The sequence below is a fragment of the Rhizobium sp. 18055 genome (genome assembly GCF_902706285.1).
Lineage (GTDB): Bacteria > Pseudomonadota > Alphaproteobacteria > Rhizobiales > Rhizobiaceae > Rhizobium.
The window spans coordinates 110,379-129,947 of record NZ_CACSKD010000001.1 but is presented as its reverse complement, the minus strand read 5'-3'; the positions used below and the strand labels follow the sequence as shown (position 1 = coordinate 129,947).

Sequence of the window (19,569 nt, the reverse complement as noted above, 5' to 3'; positions counted from 1 at the left end):
GCTTCTCCCCAAACAATGACGATCGAACCGAGCGGCCCCGCCCAGCCAATCTCACCACCTGTGGGGGAGATGTCCGGCAGGACAGAGGGGGTTTTCACGGCAACACGCCTCGATAAACATGCCAAACACTCCACACACCAAAACCTCACGCAGCCCGAAAACCCGTGATCCCACCATGCCATTTCACTCGGACGGGGCGCTGGAAATTGCCGCGATAGAGTAGAATGTATATGGCGCTTCCCAGCGCCCCGTTCGGCGGTTTATGCCCGCGACTCAGGTCTCTCTGCCTTTCCGCCCAACTTCGCGGCGGAACCATGTGTGCCGCACAGGCACGTCCGGAGCTCAACTCGGGGCTATGCGCCCTGCCGTCTCCAGAGGGGACCATTTCTGCGAACCCCGGATGAGTGGACTTGCGTCTTCCCCAAACACCCGGCGCCGATCCCGTCTCGCCGCAATCGCCTCGCGGTGTATCCGATGACGGGACGAAGGAGATTCTATGGATGATGAGGAGGACGGGGAAAATTCGCGGATATATTTCGCGTAAACCGTTGTTTTTGAGAGAAGGATGCCACTTCAACTTCCCTCATCCAGCGCACCCAAGTCCTTGGGTGCAGAGGACGCTTCACCCGGAATGAAGTGCGTCATTCACGGCGCAGATGCGCCGTGGCTGGATCCCCACCACAGGGGCGAGGATGAGGGTGGAGAGTCGGAAGCTGGGTGGAGTTCAATTAAGGCTGGACGAATATGTCCGGAGTGGACCGAGGCTGAATCAGCACGGCGTCGAATGCCGATGCGCGGCTGATCTTGGGTGCGTCAAGACACCCGGGACGGCCGGCCCGGGCTTGGCGAAGGCATGCTCGGCGGGCCCTCCCAAGGTCGCCGCGCCCGCAAACAGAAAGGACCGCGCGGCCTTTGCCGCGCGGTCCGATGTCGGTTCTGCCCGATGTTAGAGCAGGCCGGCTGCGGTCATCAGTTCGACGACCTTCTTGTTGTCGAGCTTGGAGGCTTCGACCTTTGGCGCATGCAGATCGGCGATCGGCACGAGCTTGGCGTTGGCATCGCCGTTGATCGCGTATTCGAAGGAATCGCCGGTCTTCAGGATGTCCTGGCCAGCCTTGGAGGTGATCCACTTCACAAGCGCCTGGGCTTCCTTCACATGCTTGCTGGACTTCAGCACGCCGCCGCCGGAAACGCTGAGGAATGCGCCCGGATCTTCGTTGCGGAAGTAGTGAAGCGCAACGTTCTTGCTGTTCTCGCCGGTCTTCGCCTGATCGCCGAACCAGTAGTAGTGATAGATCACCGCACCTTCGACTTCACCGGCATTGACCGCCTTCATGGCAACGCTGTTGCCCTTGTAAGGCGTGGCATTTTCCTTCATGGCCTTGAGCCACGCAGCGGTTGCTGCCTCGCCCTTCAGTTGCAGCAGCGCGCCGACGATCGCCTGAAAGTCCGCACCACCCGGCGACGCGCCCCAGCGACCCTTCCACGCCGGATCGGCGAGATCGAGCATCGACTTCGGCAGCTTGTCTTCGGTCAGCTTGTTCTTGTCGTAGGCAAAGACGGTCGAGCGGGCGGCGATGCCGGTCCACATGCCGTCAGCAGGATGATACTGGGCCGGAACCTGGGCCAGCGTTTCCTTGTCGATCGGAGCGAACAGCCCGGCTGCGCCGACCAGCGCCATCGCAGGCGAATTCTCGGTCAGAAATACGTCGGCCGGCGAGGCGTCGCCTTCCTGGACGATCTGGTTGGCGAACTGCATGTCGCTGCCCTTGCGAACCGTAACCTTGATGCCGGTATCCTTGGTGAAGCCTTCTGCCCAGGCCATTCCGAGACCTTCGTGCTGGGCGTTGTAGACGACAATGCCCTCGGCATCCTGCGCTAACGCACCGTGGGCGAAAGCAGTTGCGGCGAGAAGCATTGCGGCGGATGCCAGCTTCCGGCGAATGGAATTCCTCATGTGATACTCCCCGATTGGACCGAAACCGAGCGCGGACAGGCTCAGGCGTTCGGTCGCTATGCGTTGGTAGGCCAATGGATTTGAATCTAAAACTATTCAAACACACTCCACTTATAGCGGGGCCTTCGTCCTGACCATGCGGACTAAAGTCCCTATCCCAGTCGTAGAGGGCCGGGGACGCTATCAATAGCCCTGAGATCAGCGACACTTGGCATTGCGGCGGGAGGTTTTCGTCGCAATCCGGCCTTTCCGGTCGCGAGACCCCGTTTCCCGGGGAAACCCCAAGGAGAACAACAATGCAGAAAATTGCCCTTTACGCCTGCGTTGCCTTCGCATCGTCCACCCTGTCATTCGGTACGTCAAGCAGCGCCGCGCCGTTGCCACCGCAGGCGGGCCTTGCATCCCCATCGCATTTAGCCGTCGTGCTTGTGCGCCGCGGCGCCGACGATATTCTCAAGTTGAAGCATCGCGGTCGCAGCGGTGATGACGGTCCCGGTCATATCAGCCACAGCGCATCGTCAACACGACATGGCGCCGACGATGCTGCCCGGCACCAGCATCACAGTGGTGCTGACGACAGTGGCCATCACAGTGGGCGTGACAGTGGACATGACGGCGATCACGGCGGCGGCGGCCACGGCGGCGGCGATGATCACGGCGGACGCCGATAGTCCGGAGCCGGGCACGTCGATGACCCGGTCCTGTGCAAGGACCGGGCATCTCTCCGCCGGTTCGACCCGCTCAGCTCCTGCACGCCTTTCGGCGATCGCCGATGCCCCGACGAGAACCTGCCCCGGCAGGCCTGCGACCATTTAACTTAGACCGGCTCTAACGAGGAGATCGCTCATGAACAACAGGTCGACGATCATGTCCGCAGGCTTGCTCTGTCTGCTCGTTGGACTGCTGAGCCCGGTTGCGGCGCTGGTGGACAAAGGCGGCAGCGGTGGGTCGAGCGGCAGCGGAAGCTCGGGGAGTGGCGGCTCGGGTTCCGGGTCGTCCGGGTCGGGGCATTCGGGTTCTTCCGGTTCCTCGGGATCGCATGGATCGGACGATAGCTCCGGCGGTTCGGGCAGTGGTTCGGGCGAAAGCCGACACGGCGGCAGGGACGACCGGACCGGTTCTGCGCCTGGCAGCGAGGACCGGGCCTATGACGGCGGCTGGCGCGAGCGGATCAGGAACGGCCGCTACGAGCTGTTCGATCCGGATGGGCGCCTGGTGATCCGCCGCGCCGCCAGGGCAGGCGACATCGATCGCCTCCGCTGATCCGCTCTCATGGCCGTGATCGCGCGTCGCGCAGGAAGATCGCAGCCTCGGTGCGGTTGCGCGCCTTCAGCTTCTGCAGGATGCGGGTCATATTGTGCTTGATCGTCTTTTCCTGGAGGTTGAGCTGGCGGGCAACCTCCTTGTTGCTGTTGCCGTCTGCCACCAGACCGAGGATCTGCTCCTCGCGTGGCGTCAGGCTTGCCAGCGCATCGTCATGAGGCCCTCGCGCCGCATTCGGCACCGGCGGCGGGTCGCCCCGCATCTCGGTCAGAATGCGCGCGGCCAGACTTGGCGACACATAGCTCTCGCCGGCCACCACGTTGCGCACCGCAGACACCAATGTCGAGGCGCTGACGCCTTTGAGGATGTAGCCTCTCGCCCCTTCCTTCAAAGCATCGAAGAGATCGTCGTCTTCTTCGGAGGCGGTGAGCACGATCACTGCGGCCGAAGCATCCTGCCTGATGATCTGGCGTAATGCCTCGTGCCCGCCGCCCGGCATCGACAGATCGAGCAGCAACGCATCCGGCCTGTGCTGGCTGAAAAGGGCGACGGCATCGGCAGCGCTGGCGCCTTCGCCGACCACCTCGAAGCCCGGCTCGTCTGCCAGGCTGCGCGACAGACCGTTTCGGAAGATCGGGTGATCGTCGACGATCGCCACCCTCAGCGTGCTCGTTGTCATTCGGAACTCCTCCTCGGTAGCGTCATCTGCACCGTCGTTCCGCTGCCGGCATCGGAGGTGACCTCGAGCCGACCGCCGAGACCGGCCAGCCGCTCCTCCAACCCGGCAAGCCCGAGCCCGCGCTCCTCGCCGGAGCGAACGAAACCGGCACCATTATCGGCGACCGAAATCCGGATGCCATGCTCGTCTTCAACCGCCGTCAGCGAGATCTGCGTTGCCTTTGCATGCCGGGTGGCATTGCTCAGCGCTTCCTGGATGAAACGGTAGACGCAGATCTTCGCGGCCTGCGAGGTGATATCGAGCCTGCCGACATCCGATTTGATCTTGGTCCGCGAATAGCTCTCATGCGCCTGGATGGCGCGGCGGACGACGTCGTCGCCGCGCAACGGTTCCAGCTCCGGCAGCGTCAGATCGCGGCAGATGTTGCGGATCTCCTGGATCGCCTCGGTGATCGAATTGCTGACCAGCGATTCGTCATCGTCCCGATCCTTTCCGTGACTTTGGCCTCGGCCCTTGCCGATCGCCTCGAGCCGCAGGGCGGCAAAGCCGAGAAGCTGGGCGGGGCCGTCGTGCAACTCCGACGAAATCCGCCTGAGATAGCGTTCGTTCAGCGTCGCCGTGCGCTGGTTGGCCGTGTCGGCACGCTGCCGAAGTGCCCGGTTCAGATCGAGCATCCGCGACAGTTCGCCCACCTGCGTGTCGAGAGACCGGCGCTGGACCTCGATCAGATGGCTGCCTCTGGCGACTATGCCGAACAGCAAGGCGAGCATTCCCGCCGTGACCGCCCCGACCACCAGCCAGCTCTGCAGCCGCACGACGTCGAGCTCGTTGCGCAGGTCGCTGGCAATCTCGTAGAACTCGGCAACGGCGATGATGTCGCCGGACCAAGGCTCGCGGATCGGGCTGTAGATCTCCAGCAGCGGCTGGCCGCTGTTCTGCTCAAGACGGTTTTCCTCGCCTTTGAGATCGTCGAACTCGGCGTGGATGGAGCCGGACAACGCGGTCGTAAGGCCATCGGTCATCCCGAAGTATTTGCCCACAAGGCTCGGCTCGCTGCTGAACAGCACGGTGCCATCGGGCCGCCAGATCTTGAAGGAATAGAGCCTGCTGCTCAGCACCCCCTGCTGCAGGGTTTCGGTCAAGGCCCGCTTGGCGCCATCGCTGAGCGATGTGGCGGAGGCGAGTTCCTGGGTCAGCGGGGCGATGATGCTGTCGACGTAGAGCGCGGTCGCGGTCGCCGCATTGCGAACCGCGGCACCCTCGATCCGGCTGGTGACCCAGAGCCCGATCAGCATCATTCCGAGGACAAGCACAAGCGCGCCGACGATGGCGAACTGCCAGGCAAGGCTGAGCCGTTCACGCAATATCTTCCTGGGGATGGCGACCGAGACGAAATTCATGGCGCCACCATAGAGATGTTTGCGCGGAAGAGAAGAAGGACCGGTGGCGGCGATAGTGGACCAAAGTCCCTGTTTGCCGGTGCCTGCATGGGCTCCGAAGACGCCTGTGGGCTTGGGCGAGATGCACCCTGGGGGCGGCGGGTCACTCACTTGCTGGAGGCGATGCGGAGCGGTACGTGGTGATCGAGCAGGTCGTCGATGCGATCGCGCTGCTTGGAGAAATCGGCCAGTGCCGGTCCCTTCAGCGCATCGGCATCCGGGAAACGGATGGTCATCGGATCGACGCGGTTACCGTTGACGGAGATCTCGTAGTGCACATGCGGGCCGGTCGACCGGCCGGTGCTGCCGACCCAACCGATCACCTGCCCCTGGTGGACCTTGACGCCCGGGCGGATGCCCTTGGCGATGGCGTTCTGGTGATTGTAGGACGACGCATAGCCGTTCGCGTGGCGAATGATGGTCTGGTTGCCGTAGCCGCCGCTGGTCGGGCCGGCTTTCTCGACAACGCCGTCGCCAGTGGCAAGGATTGCCGTTCCTTTCGGTGCGGCCCAGTCAACGCCTTCATGTATGGTCGCAAAACCCAGGATCGGATGTCGCCGCATCCCGAATCCCGAGCTGACCCGCCCTCGCGCCACAGGGCTGCGCAGCAGGAACTGCCGGGCGCTGACGCCGTTCTCGTCGTAGAAATCGATGCTCTTTTCATCCTTCGGCTGAAAGCTGTACAGCTTCAGGCTCTGGCCGCTTATGTTCGCACCGATATAGGCAATCTTCGGCGCGGTTTCCTTGTCGCCGGCAACCGACGAGAAGATCACCAGCGTATCGGATTTTCTGATCGAGGCCTTCAGATCCACACTCTTGGACAGCGCGCGCATCACTGTCAGCACGGTGTTTTCCGACAGGCCATTGGCAAGAGCCGCGCGGAATATGCCGTCGTAGACGCTACCGGCATCGTCGGCATCATCCGCCGCGCCGTCGGTCGTTTGACCATCGGCCGTCACCTCAAGAGGGCTCTGCGGCGCGGGCGCGGCAACGAACAGGCCGCGGTCGTTCCGAGCCATCGTAAACTGGCGTTGGCCCTGGCGGTAGATGCTGATCTCGACGATCCGATCCGTCTGCGCGGCAGTCGCGATGCCCAGCCGTACCAGGTCGCCGGGCTCGAGATCATCGGAGCCGGTCTTCCCGGCGATCAGCGCGGCAGCCTGATCAAGCTGATCGCCGTCATAGCCGGCCTCCGATAGCACCGTGCGGCCGGCCTGACTGAACCTTACGGGAATGATGTCGTCGAAGTAATCCGGGCCACCCGGGGCGATGCGTGTCGCCAGCGACGTCGAGACGTTCTCCTCGAGGATGCGCGCTGCAATGCCAGGGATCGCGCCCGGGTCGTCCCTGTCCGAAAATCGTGTGGGATCGACATAGGCCGTCGGGGTGGCGGTCTGGGCATCGGCCGTCAGAAGCGCGCCGTTCAGGCGAACACCTTCTTCCACCTCATCGACATCGGGCGGGCTGTCGAGCGAGATGGCCTTGGTCGCAGAGGGAAAGCGTCGCGTCCGGACCTTGACATTCGATTCCACGTTGGCGCCATAGAAGGTCTCGTTGTCCGGCTCGACCCGTTCATCGGGATTGCCGGCGTGAAGCGCCATCGGATCGAACGGCGGATAATCTTGTGAGCCACGGTAGCGGGCGGCAAGCGACAGCCGCGTGATGACATAAGGCTGCCGCCGGACGATATCGGTGTCGCCCTGTTTCTCGACGGTGGACACATCGATGGTTTCGCGGGTGCTGCGGGCCGTGCGGATCTGCGCCGGCAGGACACGTCCGCCGACGCGCGCAGTTTGCGCCGCATCGGGCGCTGCCGAAAACGCCGGCTTCTGGCCGTCGGGTGGCGGGAAGTGCGAGCCTTGCGCGGCTGTCATCAGCGCCACACCCATCATCAGGCTGCTGCCGAATGCCACCAGCAGTGTTGCGGCGAGCCATCGCAGCGACACATCCCGTCGATCCAATGGACGTGCGCCGGCGACGGAAATGGGGGAGAGGTTGCCGAGGGAAAGAAGGACGCTTTGTTTGCTCTGCATTCGGACCGCTGCGTTCTCACATTCAAAGGCTCGCCCCACCAGCCGTCCAAGCAACCGCAGACGCCACTGACTCCCCATGAATTTCCTATAATGTATTTTTAATTCAACAAAGACACATTTTCGTTGGTTTGAAATAGGGCTAGAATAACCCGTGGAATCGGGCTGCGTTTCCGCGGGGGCAGGGGTACTCGGTGGCTGAAAAAATTCGCGTAATGCTCGTCGGCCGTATCGCCGAGATTATTCATCACGCCGAGATGCGAGAGGGCGATCGGCTTTTCGAGGCCCGGCTGGCAACCAAGCTCGACGTGTCGAGAGCGCCCGTGCGCGCGGCGCTTGATACGCTGGTCGAAAAAGGCTTCGTCGCCCATCTGCCGAACAAGGGCTACATTCTTGCACGGGAACTGGTCGCTGTGGATGTCGATGCCCTGCAGGGTGGCGAGACCGATCTCGAAGACCTCTACATGTCGATCGCCAATGATCGGCTGAATGGCGTACTGCCGGTCGTGGTCCGGGAGCAGGAGCTTGTCCGGCACTATCATCTGACGCTGTCGGAGGTCAGGCGGGTGCTGTCGCGTATTCTGGCCGAAGGATGGGCAGAGCGATTGCCCGGTTACGGATGGCGCTTCTCGGATATGCTCGAAGTGCCTGAGGCATACGCCCAACTCATGCGCTTCCGCCAGATGTTCGAGCCGCTGGGGCTGCTTGAGCCGGCCTTTCAGCTGAACGCCGGCGTTTCGGCGCGGTTGCGCAGGAACCAGCAGAAGGTGCTCGAACTCGGCTCGAACGCTTTCAGCGCGCCGGAGCTGTTTCTATACGGCTGCGAGTTTCACGAGGCGCTAGCGGAGGCATCGAGAAACCTGTTCGTGCTGGACGCGCTGAAACGGGCCAACACCATGCGGCGTCTCTATTCCTATCGTTCGAATGCCGCAGCCGATGCCGAAGATCGCATCACCCGTGATATCGAAGGGCACCTTCACATCCTCGACCTCGTCGATCAGAAGAAGATGAGGGAAGCGTCCAGGGCGATGGCCGAGCATCTCCGGCCCGGGCGCTAAAAATCCGCAATCGTCGGTGCGCCGTGTTGAAAAAAAAGTCTCAGGCTTTGATCAACCGCACTTCCGTGCCCCAGGGATCCATTGCAGTGAAGCCGCCGGGATTGTGACCGCCGATGCCGGCCGCGTTGAAGCGGCTGAGCTGCTGATCGTAGAGCAGGGGTTCCGATATCGTCAGCGAGAACCAGCTGAGGCCGGTCTTCGATCCGTCGCGGCCACCGGCGCCAGCGCTGCGCCAGCTGTTAACGGCGATATGATGGTGATACCCGCCCGACGACAGGAAGGCGGCATCCTTGCGCTCGTCACGCGTCGAGGCAAGGCAAAGCAGGTCCTGGTAAAAGCCGCGGGCTTCGGCAACATCGCCGACACGCAAATGCATATGGCCGATCCGCAGGCCATCCGGCGCCGCGTCGTAGGTGTCCCTGGTCATGTCGGTCAAGGCGGCGATCGCATCGATATCCAGCTCCTTGGTGCCCATGGTGACCACACCGTCCTTCCATTGCCACTGGTCCTTCGGCCGGTCGGAATAGACCTCGATGCCGTTTCCTTCAGGATCGGTCAGATAGATCGCTTCGCTGACGCTGTGATCTGCAAAACCGTCGATCGGAATATTGGTCGCGGCGGCATGCACCAGCCAGCGACCGAGATCCATCCTTTCGGGCATCAGATAGGCAATGTGAAACAGCCCTGCAGAAGATGGGTCTTCAAATCCTGCATCCGGGGTGTTGATCAGATAAAGCAATGGCTCTTCGCCGGCGCCGAGAACGATTTCGTCGGCACTCACCGTCATGACCCTGAGGCCGAGCGTGTTCTGGTAGTAGCTGCTCATGCCGGCAAGATCGCGGACGCGCAATGCGGCGCTCTTGATGTGGGCAGAGGTCGTAACGCCATAGGGCAAGGTTACCGGCGCGGCATCTGCCTCGGCAGCCACGGCAAAGTCGAACGCCGCGGCAAGCGAGGTGACGCCGGCGAGTTGCAGCAGGTGACGACGGCTTACGACCATTGGAATGCCCCGGTGACGATCTTGTCTGTTCCCCGCCTCCCGCATCGGGTGTTCGGCGGCTCTCTTCAAATCAACAATGCGTGAGACCCCCGCATCCCGCGGGGTGCGGGCAGAGAAGCACTAAGCAGCAATTCCTAGGTAAATAATATATATATTACGATGTTTTAAGCATGCATCCTCATGTTGTTTATTGCTCATGAGCGGAAATAGGCAGATCGACGCGCCTGCTGCGGAAATGCCTGCCACCTAAGACGCATCGAAACCGTATAAGTCACATGATGTATTTCATGTATCCTGCTGACAATAATGGATTAAATGTAAGTCTATAGTCCGCGCTTGGCCGTGATCTTTCTGTCGGCGCTTGACGCTGGAAGTCTCAATCGCCTAAGTGAGCATCGATGGTTCCCGAAGGGATGACTTCCGACGGGATTAATAGGGAACACGGTGAGGACGACCCGAATGGGGCCGAGACCGTGGCTGCCCCCGCAACTGTAAGCGGATTGCCTGATGTCCTTGTGGTGCTCCTTTCGAGCGCCATGCCACTGCGGAAGCGTTTTGCGCTTCGTGGGAAGGCAGATGTCAGGCGCATATTCGCGAGCCAGGAGACCTGCCGTCAAAACAGTGTCCACCATCCCGGACGGGGTTGTCCGGAGAGGAGCATCATATGATGGTTTTTGACGTCAACCGCTGGCGCGGTCCCGCTTTATTTTCCTCCGCAAGTTCGCTGTCCGCAATCCGGAACCGGTAGCCTTTCTGTCTCGCAAGATCGCAGCAGAGCGTTTGGCCGCGCCCAGCTGCGGCCGCTGCGTGGCCGTATCGCCGTTTCAACTTGCATTGGCCGCAGCCGGCCGGCTGTGGACTTCATCCATCACATGAGGATTATCATGAACCTTATCATCTGGCGCACCGCGCTGCTTTCGATCGCAACGCTCTGCGCCGCGACAGGCTTTTTCTCGTCCGCCCACGCAGCCGCGACCACCTATCCGCTGACGATCGCCAATTGCGGCCAGCCGGTCACCTTCGACAAGGCGCCCGAAAAAACCGTGTCGATCGGGCAGGGGATGACGGAGATCCTCTATTCGCTGGGCCTCGCCGACAAGATCGTCGGCACTGCCGTCTGGGTCGGGCCGGTGCTGCCTGCCTATGCCGAGGTCAACAGGGCGATCAAGCGGCTGGCCGACAATGACCCGAGCTTCGAGGCTGTCGTCGGCCAGGAGCCGGATCTGGTTGCTGCAGAATTCGAATGGCATGTCGGTGCCGAGGGGTCTGTCGGCAAGCGCGAGCAGTTCGCCGGTCTGGGCATCCGGACCTATGTGTCGCCGGCCGATTGTGTCGCCAAGGTCAACGCGTCGGGCGGCGATGGCGTGCGCAAGGAGCTGTTCACGATGGAGCTGATCTATCGGGAGATCGCCGAACTGGCGCAGATCTATGACATCCAGGATCGCGGCGACGCCCTGATCACCACGCTGAAGAAGCGCGAGGCCGATGCGGTCGCTTCGCTGGCCGGTACAGCGAAGGACCTGCCGATTGCCTTCTGGTTCTCCAGCAAGGAGGTCCAGGGCGACGCTTTCATCGCCGGCAAGAACAGTGCGCCCGCCTATATCCTGAAGACACTCGGCGCCAGGAATGTCGTTTCCACCGAAGAGGAGTGGCCGCTGGTCGGCTGGGAAACCATCGCCGAGGCCAATCCTGCCGTCATCGTCATCGCCACCATGGATCGCCGTCGCTACGCCGCCGACGACCCGAAGGTGAAGATCGACTTCCTCGAGAGGGATCCGGTCACCAGCCAGCTCGACGCCGTCAGGAACCGCCATTTCGTCGCGATGGATGCGCAGTCGATGAACCCGACGATCCGCACCATCGACGGCCTGGAAACCCTTGCCGCCGGCATCAAGTCCTTCGGTATCGCCGAGTGACCAGAGACCAGAGCCGAGACCACCTATCGCAAGGTCGAACAGGCCACGGACTGATCGCGCGTAGGCGATTGGGGGCGCTCGCAGCGGTCTCCGTGTTCGCCGTGCTCGTGCTGGGCTTTGCCGTCAGCCTTGCCGTCTCGATCGGCGAGATTTCCATTCCTGTCGATACTGCGGCGAAGGCTGTGGCAAACCGGCTGCTCGGAACAGGCTTTGCGCTCAGCCGCATCCAGGAAGGCATCATCTGGGATTATCGGCTGAGCCGCGCGCTTGTTGCAGCCAGTGCCGGAGCGGCACTGGCTCTGTCCGGCGCCATCCTGCAGGCGCTGCTGCGCAATCCGCTGGCCGAGCCCTATGTGCTCGGCATTTCCGCCGGCGCTTCCACAGGCGCCGTCGCGGTGATGATCCTCGGCTTCGGCTACGGCGTCTTGACGCTATCCACGGGCGCCTTTATCGGCGCGGTCGCGGCCTTCCTGCTGGTGTCGCTGCTGGCGGCAGGGTCGGGCGGCGGTGCCGATCGCATCATCCTGGCGGGTGTTGCCGGCTCGCAGCTCTTCAATGCGCTGACCTCCTATATCGTCACGACATCTGCCAATGCCGAGCAGGCGCGCGGCGTGATGTTCTGGTTGCTCGGCAGCCTGTCCGGCGTGCGCTGGCCGGATGTCTATCTCGCAGGTCCGGTCGCCATCGGCGGCTTCCTCGTCTGTCTGCTCTATGCCCGTGCGCTCGATGCCTTCACTTTCGGCACCGATGCCGCGGCGGCGCTCGGCATTCCGGTTGTCCGCGTCCGGATCGTGCTGCTCGGCCTCACCGCAGTCCTGACCGCGACCATGGTCAGCATCGTCGGCTCGATCGGCTTTGTCGGCCTGGTCATCCCGCATGCGGCGAGGTTTGTGGTCGGGCCGGGGCATGGCCGGCTGCTGCCGGCAACCGCGATCACCGGTGCGATCTTCATGGTCGTCGCCGACATCGTCTCGCGCGTCATCATTCCGCAGCAGATCCTGCCGATCGGCGTCGTCACCGCTTTGTTCGGCGCGCCGGCATTTGCCTTCATTCTCTACAAGGCGAGGAAGCCCGTATGAGTATCTCCGTCAGCGACGTGCACTGGGCGACGGCCGGCGTGATGATCGTCAACGGCGTCAGCCTCGAGGTTCCATCCGGCAAGACGCTGGGGCTCATCGGCCCGAACGGGTCGGGAAAATCCAGCCTGCTGCGGCTGATCTGCCGGTTGCGCAAGGTCAGGAGCGGCGTGATCGCGCTTGGCGATACCGCCATAGACGCGATGACCCGGCACGACATTGCCAGGCGCGTCGCTTTCGTCGAGCAGCAGGCGACCACCGAAACACAGGTCACCGTGCTGGACGTGGTGCGTCTCGGACGGACGCCGCATCGCGGGCCGTGGTCGCCGTGGAATAGCGCCGACGACGAGGCCGTCAGCAACGCGCTGCGGCAGGTGGGCATGGTGGAGAAGACGCAGCAGTTCTGGCACACGCTCTCCGGTGGCGAGCGGCAGCGGGTGCATATCGCCCGGGCATTGGCGCAGACGCCAAGCGAATTGCTGCTGGACGAGCCGACCAACCATCTCGACATCCAGCATCAACTGGAAATCCTTTCGCTTGTCTCCACGCTGCCGGTGACGAGTGTCATCGCTCTGCACGATCTGAACCTCGCCGCGATGTTTTGTGACAGGATTGCTGTGTTAAACCACGGCCGCATTGTTGCCGCCGGCACCGCTGAGGAGGTATTGACGGAAGGGCTGATCGCCGAGGTGTTCGGCGTGCGTGCCCATGTCGAACGCTCGCCGCATCATGGCCGGCAGCATATTCATTTTCTCGGCTGTATCCTTGAGGTCCCTGATGTCCGTTAGACACGCCAATTTCACTCTGAAGGACGAGATCCGGGATTACTGGTCGAAGCGTTCAGAGACATTCGATCTCGCCTTTGGCCACAGGATACCGCGTGGGCCGGAATTCGATGCCTGGCAGCAGCCGATGCGCGATCATCTGGGCGATCAGCCGCTGCGAGTGCTGGAGCTTGCCTGCGGAACCGGCGAGGTCACCACGCTGATCCATGATCTCGGCCACGAGGTGACGGCGCTGGATTTCTCCGAAGCCATGCTGACGATTGCAAGGGCCAAGCATGCCGGCAAGGAGCGGCTGCGGTTTGTGCTGGCGGATGCTGAAAATCCGATGGAGCCGGATGGCAGCTACGATGCGATCATCTGCCGGCATCTGGTCTGGACGTTGACCGATCCTACCAGGGCTTTTGCCGAATGGCACCGGCTGCTGAAGCCCGGCGGCATCCTGCTGGTCTTCGACGGCGACTGGGCCAGACCGTCGCGCCTGGGGCGCGCGGCCTCGTGGCTGATTGGCAAGATCGACCGGTTCTGCGGCCCGGACAGGCACCATGACGGGGCGCTTAGCCAGCGCCATTCCGCGATCATGTCGGAACTGCCGTTTGGCGCCGGCTTGACGCCCGATACCCTTGTGCCGCTGCTCGAACAGGCAGGGTTCGGGGATATCGCCGCCCATTCACATCTGCCGATCGCCAGGGCGCAGCGCCGTGAGGCGAACCTGCGCAACAGTCTGCGAACATTGGTCCACCGCCGCTTCATCCTGACGGCGAAGTCGGCCTGAGAGCTCTCAGCCACAGCGCCAACCGTCAACGAGCGCTCAGCGCGGCACCCTGGCAAAGCCCTTGACCAGGATTGGCCCGGTTGGCCGACCCGTCGGCGAACCGCCAAGCTGCTCGAGGGTGATCTCGTAGAGCTGCTCCTCATGCGGCTGCGGCAGCGTCCGGCTGTCGAGGTTCGATGTTTTCCATGCGTCGAGAAGTCCGAGGGATGTCGGGCCCATCTCCTTGTTCGGCAGGGTCCAGACCTGCATCGACTTGTCTGACGGGGCCGTGAAGTCGCCAAGCGGCGTGATGCGGGCATGGGTGTCGCCGAAGTCCTCTACGAGCACCAGCGGCGCACCCTTGTCGTCCATGAGGACGGCAATCACTTGGGGGGCAGGTCGGTCGATGATCGCATAGCCGAGCGCAAGCGCCAACACCGCGGATGCGGCAACGCCTGCGAAGGCTGCCCGCTTCCAGCGCGACAGGCGATTGTCATTGGCATTGGCCGGCAGGATACGCGGCGCCGCCGGTGTTGGAGCATCCTGTACGCCGAGCGACGATTCGATGCGGGACCACAGATCGGGTGAGGCGGATTGCGTCTGGCCGGCGAGGTCGAGTTCCAGAAACCGGTCGCGGCTTGCAGCGACCGCCGTGCGAAGGGTTCCGTCCGTTTCCATCTCGGCCTCGAACGCGGTCATCTCGGCGGCGCTGAGCAGTCCCAGCACGTAATCGTCAGCGCGTTCCGCGGATGTCTGTGCCTGATCGCTCATGACATGCACTCCCGAAGCGAGGCGAGGCCGCGTTTGATCCAGGCCTTGGCGGTTCCGAGCGGCACCTTCAATCGCCCGGCGATCTCGCCATGGGTATAGCCGGACACATAGGCCATCAGAATGCTCCGACGCTTGGTTTCGTCGAGCTGCCCCAGGCATCGGCGCAGGCTGCTCTCCCGGTCGAGTTCGTCGAATAGATCGGTTGGAAGGGTCTCCTGCGCATCGTCCTGAAGCCGCTCCAGCGTTTCGGCATCGGTCAGCTCCCAGCGCTTGCCGTCACGCAGGGCATTGAGCGCGCGATTGCGGACGATTGCATAGATCCATCCGCGGGCCGAGCCCCGATCCGGGGAATAGTGCGATGCCTTGTTCCAGATCTGGATGAACGCGTCCTGCACGATCTCTTCGGCGAGATCGTATCGTCGCAAGATCCGCTGCGCGACGGCGACCAGCCGCGGACCCTCGCTGTCGAAGATCAACCGCAATCCGGCCTTGTCCCCGCGCGCGCAGGCGCTCAGCGCACCTGCCAACATCTGCTGCGGATCAAGCATCGGGCCTCCCTTGCTGTCGGCTCTGGCGGCGCGGCGATGTGCGCGACGCAATATGGCTGAGCGATCGACTATCCGGTCATTTTCTAAAGCGTCCATAACGCCTCTACACGCCGGAAACGAAAATAGATGCAAAAAATTTGAGGGCTGCTGCATCCAAACCGGTTTCTCGCGTGTCGTCTGATCAGGAAGGCCTTTGACGGCACTTCCTCATCTGTCGAACCTTAGGGAGAAAAGACATGAAGCATTTCAAGATCGCGATGATCACCTCGGCCTCGATTCTGGCTGCCGCAGCGGCCCAGGCGGCCCCCGTGCTCGGGCTGGTCGGCGACAAGACGCTCGTGATGTTCGATACCGAAAAGCCTGACGTGACGAAGACCATGGACGTGACAGGCGTCGACAAGCTGGTTGGCATCGATTTCCGGCCGGGCACCAAGACCGTCATCGGCGTGACGCCCGACAGCTCGATCGTCTCGATCAACCTGGAGACGGGTGCGGCAACGGCGGTCGCGAAGATGGACAAGCCGCTGGCAATGACCGAGGCACCTGTGATCGTCGATTTCAACCCGATGGCCGACCGGCTGCGCTACATGACCGGTACGACCAACCATCGTGTCCACCCCGACACCGGCGCGGTCACCGTTGACGGCACGCTGGCTTACGAAGATGGCGATATGCACAAGGGCGAAACGCCGAATATCGTTGCTGCCGCCTATACCAATTCCTACGGCAAGCCCGAGAAGACCGCGATGTATACCATCGACGCCACGATCGGCGCGCTGATCCAGCAGACCAAGCCGAATGACGGCACGCTGAAGGCGATCGGCAAGCTCGGCATCTCAGGCAAGCCCGCCGCCTATGCCTTCGATATCCAGACGACGGAAGACGGCAAGAACACCGCCTGGCTCGCCGCCGCGAAGACGCTCTACACCGTCAATCTCGAAACCGGCGCGGCAACCGAAGTCGGCAAGATCTCCGGCACCGAGATGGAGCTTCGCGCCATCGCTGTATTGCCGGCCGCCTGATCGCTCAACGGCGGCATGCAGATAAAGCCCAGCCGGAGACGGCTGGGCTTTATCGTAATCTCATGTGACCTGCTATCCGGGGCTGCCTGAGCGCCTCAGAACGGATAGTGCTGGCCGGGGTCCTCGATGGTGATCCAGCGCAGTTCGGTGAACTCGGCAATCGCCGCTTTGCCGCCGAAGCGGCCATAGCCGCTGCCCTTGACGCCGCCGAACGGCATTTGCGCCTCGTCGTTCAATGTCGGGCCGTTGATATGGCAGATGCCCGACTCGATGCGGGCGGCCACCGCCATCGCCCTTTGCACATCGCGGCTGAACACGGCGGCGGAGAGGCCGTATTCGGTATCGTTGGCAACGGCAATGGCTTCCTCGTCATCGGCGACGCGAATGATCGGCTTGACCGGACCGAAGGACTCTTCCTCATAGATACGCATCCCGGAGGTGACATGATCGAGCAGGGTCGCCTCTACCACCGTGCCTGTCCGCTTGCCGCCGGCCACAAGACGGGCGCCCTTGGCCTGCGCGTCGGCGATCAGTTCATCCATTTTCCTGGCGGCTTCGAGGCTGATCAGCGAGCCGAGCACGACATGGCCGCGCGGATCGCCAGCCGGCAACTGGCTGGCGCGGGCGGCGAGCCTCGCGACGAAAGCGTCGGCCACCGCCTGATGGACGATGATCCGCTCGGTCGACATGCAGATCTGGCCCTGATGCATGAAGGCGCCGAAGATGGCCGCGTTCACCGCGCCATCGAGATCTGCGTCCTCCAGCACGACCAGCGGTGCCTTGCCGCCCAGTTCCAGCAGCGCCGGCTTGAGGTGTCTGCCGCACTGCTCGGCAATGATTCTGCCGACCTTGGTGGAACCGGTGAAATTCACCCGCCTGACCGAGGGATGCGCAATCAGCGCTCCGACAATTGCCGAGGCATCGTCGGGTGCGTTGGTCAGCACATTGATGACACCCACCGGCAGGCCGGCCTCGGTCAGCACGGTTCCGATCAGGCGGTGGGTGGCCGGGCACAGTTCGGATGCCTTGAGGATGACCGTGTTGCCACAGGCGATCGGCATGGCGATGGCGCGGGTGGCGAGGATAACGGGTGCGTTCCAGGGTGCTATGGCAAGGCAGACGCCGGCGGCCTGTCGGACACCCATCGAAAACGTTCCGGGCTTTTCGGAGGGAATGACCTCGCCTGATATCTGCGTGGTCATCGATGCCGCCTCGCGCAGGATGTTGGCTGCGAGCATCACGTTGAAGCCGGCCCAGGGGGCGGTGGCGCCGGTTTCCTCGATCATCAGCTGGGTGAACTCGACCACTTTCGCATCCATGATGTCTGCGGCCTTGAGCAGGATCATACGGCGATGGAGCGGCCCGGTTTTCGACCATGCTGGGAATGCCGAGGACGCAGCCTTTACGGCGGCGGCCACATCGTCGAGACTGGCTGCTGCTGCCCGGCTCGCGCGCTTTTCCGTGAAAGGGTCGAGGCGGTCATAGGTTCTGCCGGTTGATGCCGCGCGATCCTCGCCATCGATAAGAAGGGAAATGTCCATGTCGTGCCTCCTGCGACCGTTCGCGCTCGCAGCCCGGCATCCATCACGCCATGACGCCGTCCTGCATCTGGGCAGAAGAGCATCTCGGCAATAGTTCGGGCTGCGTTGTCGAGCGGTTTTTACACCACCGGTCTATCCGTGGCCATGGCCACCCGATGGTGTTTCATGCCTCGGAGGCGTGAGGGCGCAAATGCAAAGATCGAGCAGCCGGGCCACTCGATGCAAAAACGCTCGGAGTCATGTTGCCCTGAGAGCCGGCACGGCTCAGCCTGCCTCGCGCGGCGTGCGCGCGATGGCAGCCTTGAAGGCGCTACTTGTTCTTCAGAAGCCAGATCTTGCCGGCCATGGTAATCCCATGGGCGGTACCTTCCACGGCAGCGTCGCCATCGAGCGGCTGCAGGAAACCGTGCTCGCGCAGTTCGTTCAGGGTCGTCGTGGTCAGGAACTTGATCTTCTGCGGACGTTCCTTGAACCGGTCGGTCTTGGCATAGGTGACGGTTGCGTTGAGGTGGGTCCACTTCTTGGCTTCGCCGGGAAAAAGGTCGCCGTCCGAAGCGAGCTTCAGACCTCTGATTTGGGTTGGTGTAAGTTCGATCATTGTCAGTCTCTAGTCCTTGGAACTTGAAGTTTCGGCTGCATGGATGCCGCCGGTCGGTCGGCTGGCTGCTCGCAGCCGAGGTGAATTAGGTCGCGGCCGCGTCACGGAACGACACGAGCTTGCCGCTCTTTTCGTCCCAGAGCACCAGTTTAACACATTGCAGGCTCTGCCAGAACGTGATGCGACCGATATCGGCCAGTTCGGGGTAGTCCTTGAGCACTTCCGGAAGCCGGTAATAGGGGATCCGGCTCGCCAGGTGGTGGACGTGGTGGACCCCGATGTTGCCGGTGATCCAGCGGAGCATCGGCGGCAGGTCGTAATGGGAAGCGCCGTGGAGCGCCGCCGCCGGGAACTGCCAGTCCTTGCCCTCGGACCAGTGCGTATCCTCGAACTGGTGCTGAACGTAGAACAGCCAGATACCCGCAGCACCGGCAAGGAGCACGATCGGCAGGTTGACCACCAGGAACGGAATGATGCCGACAGCCCAGATGATCGCGACCGCCACTGCGAGAACCGCTGCATTCGTGGCCATGGTTGATACCCATGGCACCATGCCGTCGCGCATCAGGCCGAAGGGCAGGCGCTGCTTGAAGACGAAGAGCCAAGCCGGACCGATGCCGAACATCACGATCGGATGCCGATAGAGGCGATAGCCAAATTGTTTCGAGCGGCTGAGCGCGCGATATTCTGCAACAGTCAGTGTCGAGATGTCGCCAATGCCGCGTTCATCGAGATTGCCGGCCGTGGCGTGATGCGCCGCATGAGTGCGGCGCCAGTAGTCGTAAGGCGTCAGGGTGAACACGCCGATGACGCGGCCGGTCCAGTCGTCGAGACGACGACGGGCAAAGAAGGAGCCGTGTCCGCAATCGTGCTGGATCATGAACAGACGCAGCAGGAAGGCCGACGCCGGGATGACCAGAACGATACCCAACCAAAACCCCATGGCGACCGAGACATAAGCCGCGGCCGAGATGAGGATGAACGGCAGCACGGTGACGAAGAGCTCGAAACTGCTCCGTGTCATGCTGGGCTGACGATAACCGGACAGGATTTTCAGCCAGGCCTTGGCATCGTTTTCGGCAGGTGTCGCAGTCGCGTAGGCGTGGGCGCTCATGAAGGTCGATCCGCTCTTTTT

18 protein-coding genes and 1 riboswitch are annotated in these 19,569 nt (G+C 62.6%); of the genes, 7 read left to right on the top strand and 11 right to left on the bottom strand.

Annotated features, from left to right (window positions below; genetic code table 11):
• Positions 1 to 946: 946 nt before the first annotated feature.
• Together GVL52_RS00635 and GVL52_RS00630 are read right to left on the bottom strand one after the other, a co-directional pair.
• On the bottom strand, positions 947 to 1,957 hold the full coding sequence (locus tag GVL52_RS00635) for an iron ABC transporter substrate-binding protein (protein ID WP_160003324.1): 1,011 nt from the start codon (positions 1,955 to 1,957) through the stop codon (positions 947 to 949).
• Positions 1,958 to 2,475: 518 nt separating this feature from the next.
• Positions 2,476 to 2,769 carry a hypothetical protein gene (locus GVL52_RS00630; protein WP_160003323.1) on the bottom strand — a complete coding sequence of 98 codons (294 nt, stop codon included), beginning with the start codon at positions 2,767 to 2,769 and terminating at the stop codon, positions 2,476 to 2,478.
• 34 nt (positions 2,770 to 2,803) lie between these two features.
• Here GVL52_RS00630 and GVL52_RS00625 point away from each other — a divergent pair, with 34 nt between their 5' ends.
• Positions 2,804 to 3,220 carry a hypothetical protein gene (locus GVL52_RS00625; protein WP_160003322.1) on the top strand — a complete coding sequence of 139 codons (417 nt, stop codon included), beginning with the start codon at positions 2,804 to 2,806 and terminating at the stop codon, positions 3,218 to 3,220.
• 7 nt (positions 3,221 to 3,227) lie between these two features.
• Here the strand turns inward: GVL52_RS00625 and GVL52_RS00620 are convergent, their stop codons facing one another.
• From GVL52_RS00620 to GVL52_RS00610, 3 genes are all read right to left on the bottom strand, one after another.
• Positions 3,228 to 3,899, bottom strand: coding sequence for a response regulator transcription factor (locus GVL52_RS00620; RefSeq protein ID WP_160003321.1), 672 nt, complete (start codon positions 3,897 to 3,899; stop codon positions 3,228 to 3,230).
• Positions 3,896 to 5,299: a sensor histidine kinase gene (locus GVL52_RS00615; protein ID WP_160003320.1), complete on the bottom strand. Its 1,404-nt coding sequence runs from the start codon at positions 5,297 to 5,299 to the stop codon at positions 3,896 to 3,898. Before GVL52_RS00615 ends, GVL52_RS00620 begins: the two co-directional genes overlap by 4 nt.
• Positions 5,300 to 5,445: 146 nt before the next feature.
• The gene (locus GVL52_RS00610; protein WP_160003319.1) at positions 5,446 to 7,371 is read right to left on the bottom strand and encodes a M23 family metallopeptidase; all 1,926 of its coding nucleotides are present in this window, start codon (positions 7,369 to 7,371) and stop codon (positions 5,446 to 5,448) included.
• Between the two features lie 191 nt (positions 7,372 to 7,562).
• Between GVL52_RS00610 and GVL52_RS00605 the strand changes: the two genes are divergently transcribed.
• Positions 7,563 to 8,426, top strand: coding sequence for a GntR family transcriptional regulator (locus tag GVL52_RS00605; RefSeq protein ID WP_160003318.1), 864 nt, complete (start codon positions 7,563 to 7,565; stop codon positions 8,424 to 8,426).
• A gap of 40 nt (positions 8,427 to 8,466) precedes the next feature.
• On the opposite strand, the gene GVL52_RS00600 is transcribed toward GVL52_RS00605, so the two are convergent.
• A complete protein-coding gene (locus GVL52_RS00600) occupies positions 8,467 to 9,426 on the bottom strand; it encodes a VOC family protein (RefSeq protein ID WP_160003317.1) in 960 nt (319 codons plus the stop codon).
• Between the two features lie 382 nt (positions 9,427 to 9,808).
• Positions 9,809 to 10,056, top strand: a riboswitch (cobalamin riboswitch).
• A gap of 254 nt (positions 10,057 to 10,310) precedes the next feature.
• Between GVL52_RS00600 and GVL52_RS00595 the strand changes: the two genes are divergently transcribed.
• The 4 genes from GVL52_RS00595 to GVL52_RS00580 are packed head-to-tail and all read left to right on the top strand — an operon-like array spanning position 10,311 to position 13,975.
• The gene (locus tag GVL52_RS00595) at positions 10,311 to 11,342 is read left to right on the top strand and encodes an ABC transporter substrate-binding protein (RefSeq protein ID WP_160003316.1); all 1,032 of its coding nucleotides are present in this window, start codon (positions 10,311 to 10,313) and stop codon (positions 11,340 to 11,342) included.
• A gap of 53 nt (positions 11,343 to 11,395) precedes the next feature.
• Entirely contained in the window at positions 11,396 to 12,421 is a 1,026-nt protein-coding gene (locus GVL52_RS00590; protein ID WP_160003961.1) for an iron ABC transporter permease, read from the top strand.
• A complete protein-coding gene (locus GVL52_RS00585) occupies positions 12,418 to 13,206 on the top strand; it encodes an ABC transporter ATP-binding protein (protein ID WP_160003315.1) in 789 nt (262 codons plus the stop codon). The genes GVL52_RS00590 and GVL52_RS00585 overlap by 4 nt, the downstream gene beginning before the upstream one ends.
• Positions 13,196 to 13,975, top strand: coding sequence for a class I SAM-dependent methyltransferase (locus tag GVL52_RS00580; protein ID WP_160003314.1), 780 nt, complete (start codon positions 13,196 to 13,198; stop codon positions 13,973 to 13,975). Before GVL52_RS00585 ends, GVL52_RS00580 begins: the two co-directional genes overlap by 11 nt.
• A 36-nt stretch (positions 13,976 to 14,011) precedes the next feature.
• On the opposite strand, the gene GVL52_RS00575 is transcribed toward GVL52_RS00580, so the two are convergent.
• Both GVL52_RS00575 and GVL52_RS00570 read right to left on the bottom strand, forming a co-directional pair.
• Positions 14,012 to 14,725, bottom strand: a complete 714-nt coding sequence (locus tag GVL52_RS00575) for an anti-sigma factor (protein WP_160003313.1) — start codon at positions 14,723 to 14,725, stop codon at positions 14,012 to 14,014.
• Positions 14,722 to 15,273, bottom strand: a complete 552-nt coding sequence (locus tag GVL52_RS00570) for a sigma-70 family RNA polymerase sigma factor (RefSeq protein WP_160003312.1) — start codon at positions 15,271 to 15,273, stop codon at positions 14,722 to 14,724. Before GVL52_RS00570 ends, GVL52_RS00575 begins: the two co-directional genes overlap by 4 nt.
• Positions 15,274 to 15,509: 236 nt before the next feature.
• On the opposite strand from GVL52_RS00570, the gene GVL52_RS00565 reads away from it, so the two are divergent.
• Positions 15,510 to 16,295 carry a DUF4394 domain-containing protein gene (locus tag GVL52_RS00565; protein WP_160003311.1) on the top strand — a complete coding sequence of 262 codons (786 nt, stop codon included), beginning with the start codon at positions 15,510 to 15,512 and terminating at the stop codon, positions 16,293 to 16,295.
• A gap of 95 nt (positions 16,296 to 16,390) precedes the next feature.
• Here the strand turns inward: GVL52_RS00565 and GVL52_RS00560 are convergent, their stop codons facing one another.
• The 3 genes from GVL52_RS00560 to GVL52_RS00550 all read right to left on the bottom strand — a co-directional run bounded on the left by GVL52_RS00560 (position 16,391) and on the right by GVL52_RS00550 (position 19,548).
• Entirely contained in the window at positions 16,391 to 17,836 is a 1,446-nt protein-coding gene (locus GVL52_RS00560) for an aldehyde dehydrogenase (protein ID WP_160003310.1), read from the bottom strand.
• 310 nt (positions 17,837 to 18,146) lie between these two features.
• Positions 18,147 to 18,434 (bottom strand): hypothetical protein, encoded by a 288-nt coding sequence (locus tag GVL52_RS00555; protein WP_160003309.1) that lies wholly within the window; start codon positions 18,432 to 18,434, stop codon positions 18,147 to 18,149.
• 85 nt (positions 18,435 to 18,519) lie between these two features.
• The gene (locus tag GVL52_RS00550; protein WP_160003308.1) at positions 18,520 to 19,548 is read right to left on the bottom strand and encodes a fatty acid desaturase; all 1,029 of its coding nucleotides are present in this window, start codon (positions 19,546 to 19,548) and stop codon (positions 18,520 to 18,522) included.
• Positions 19,549 to 19,569: the final 21 nt, after the last annotated feature.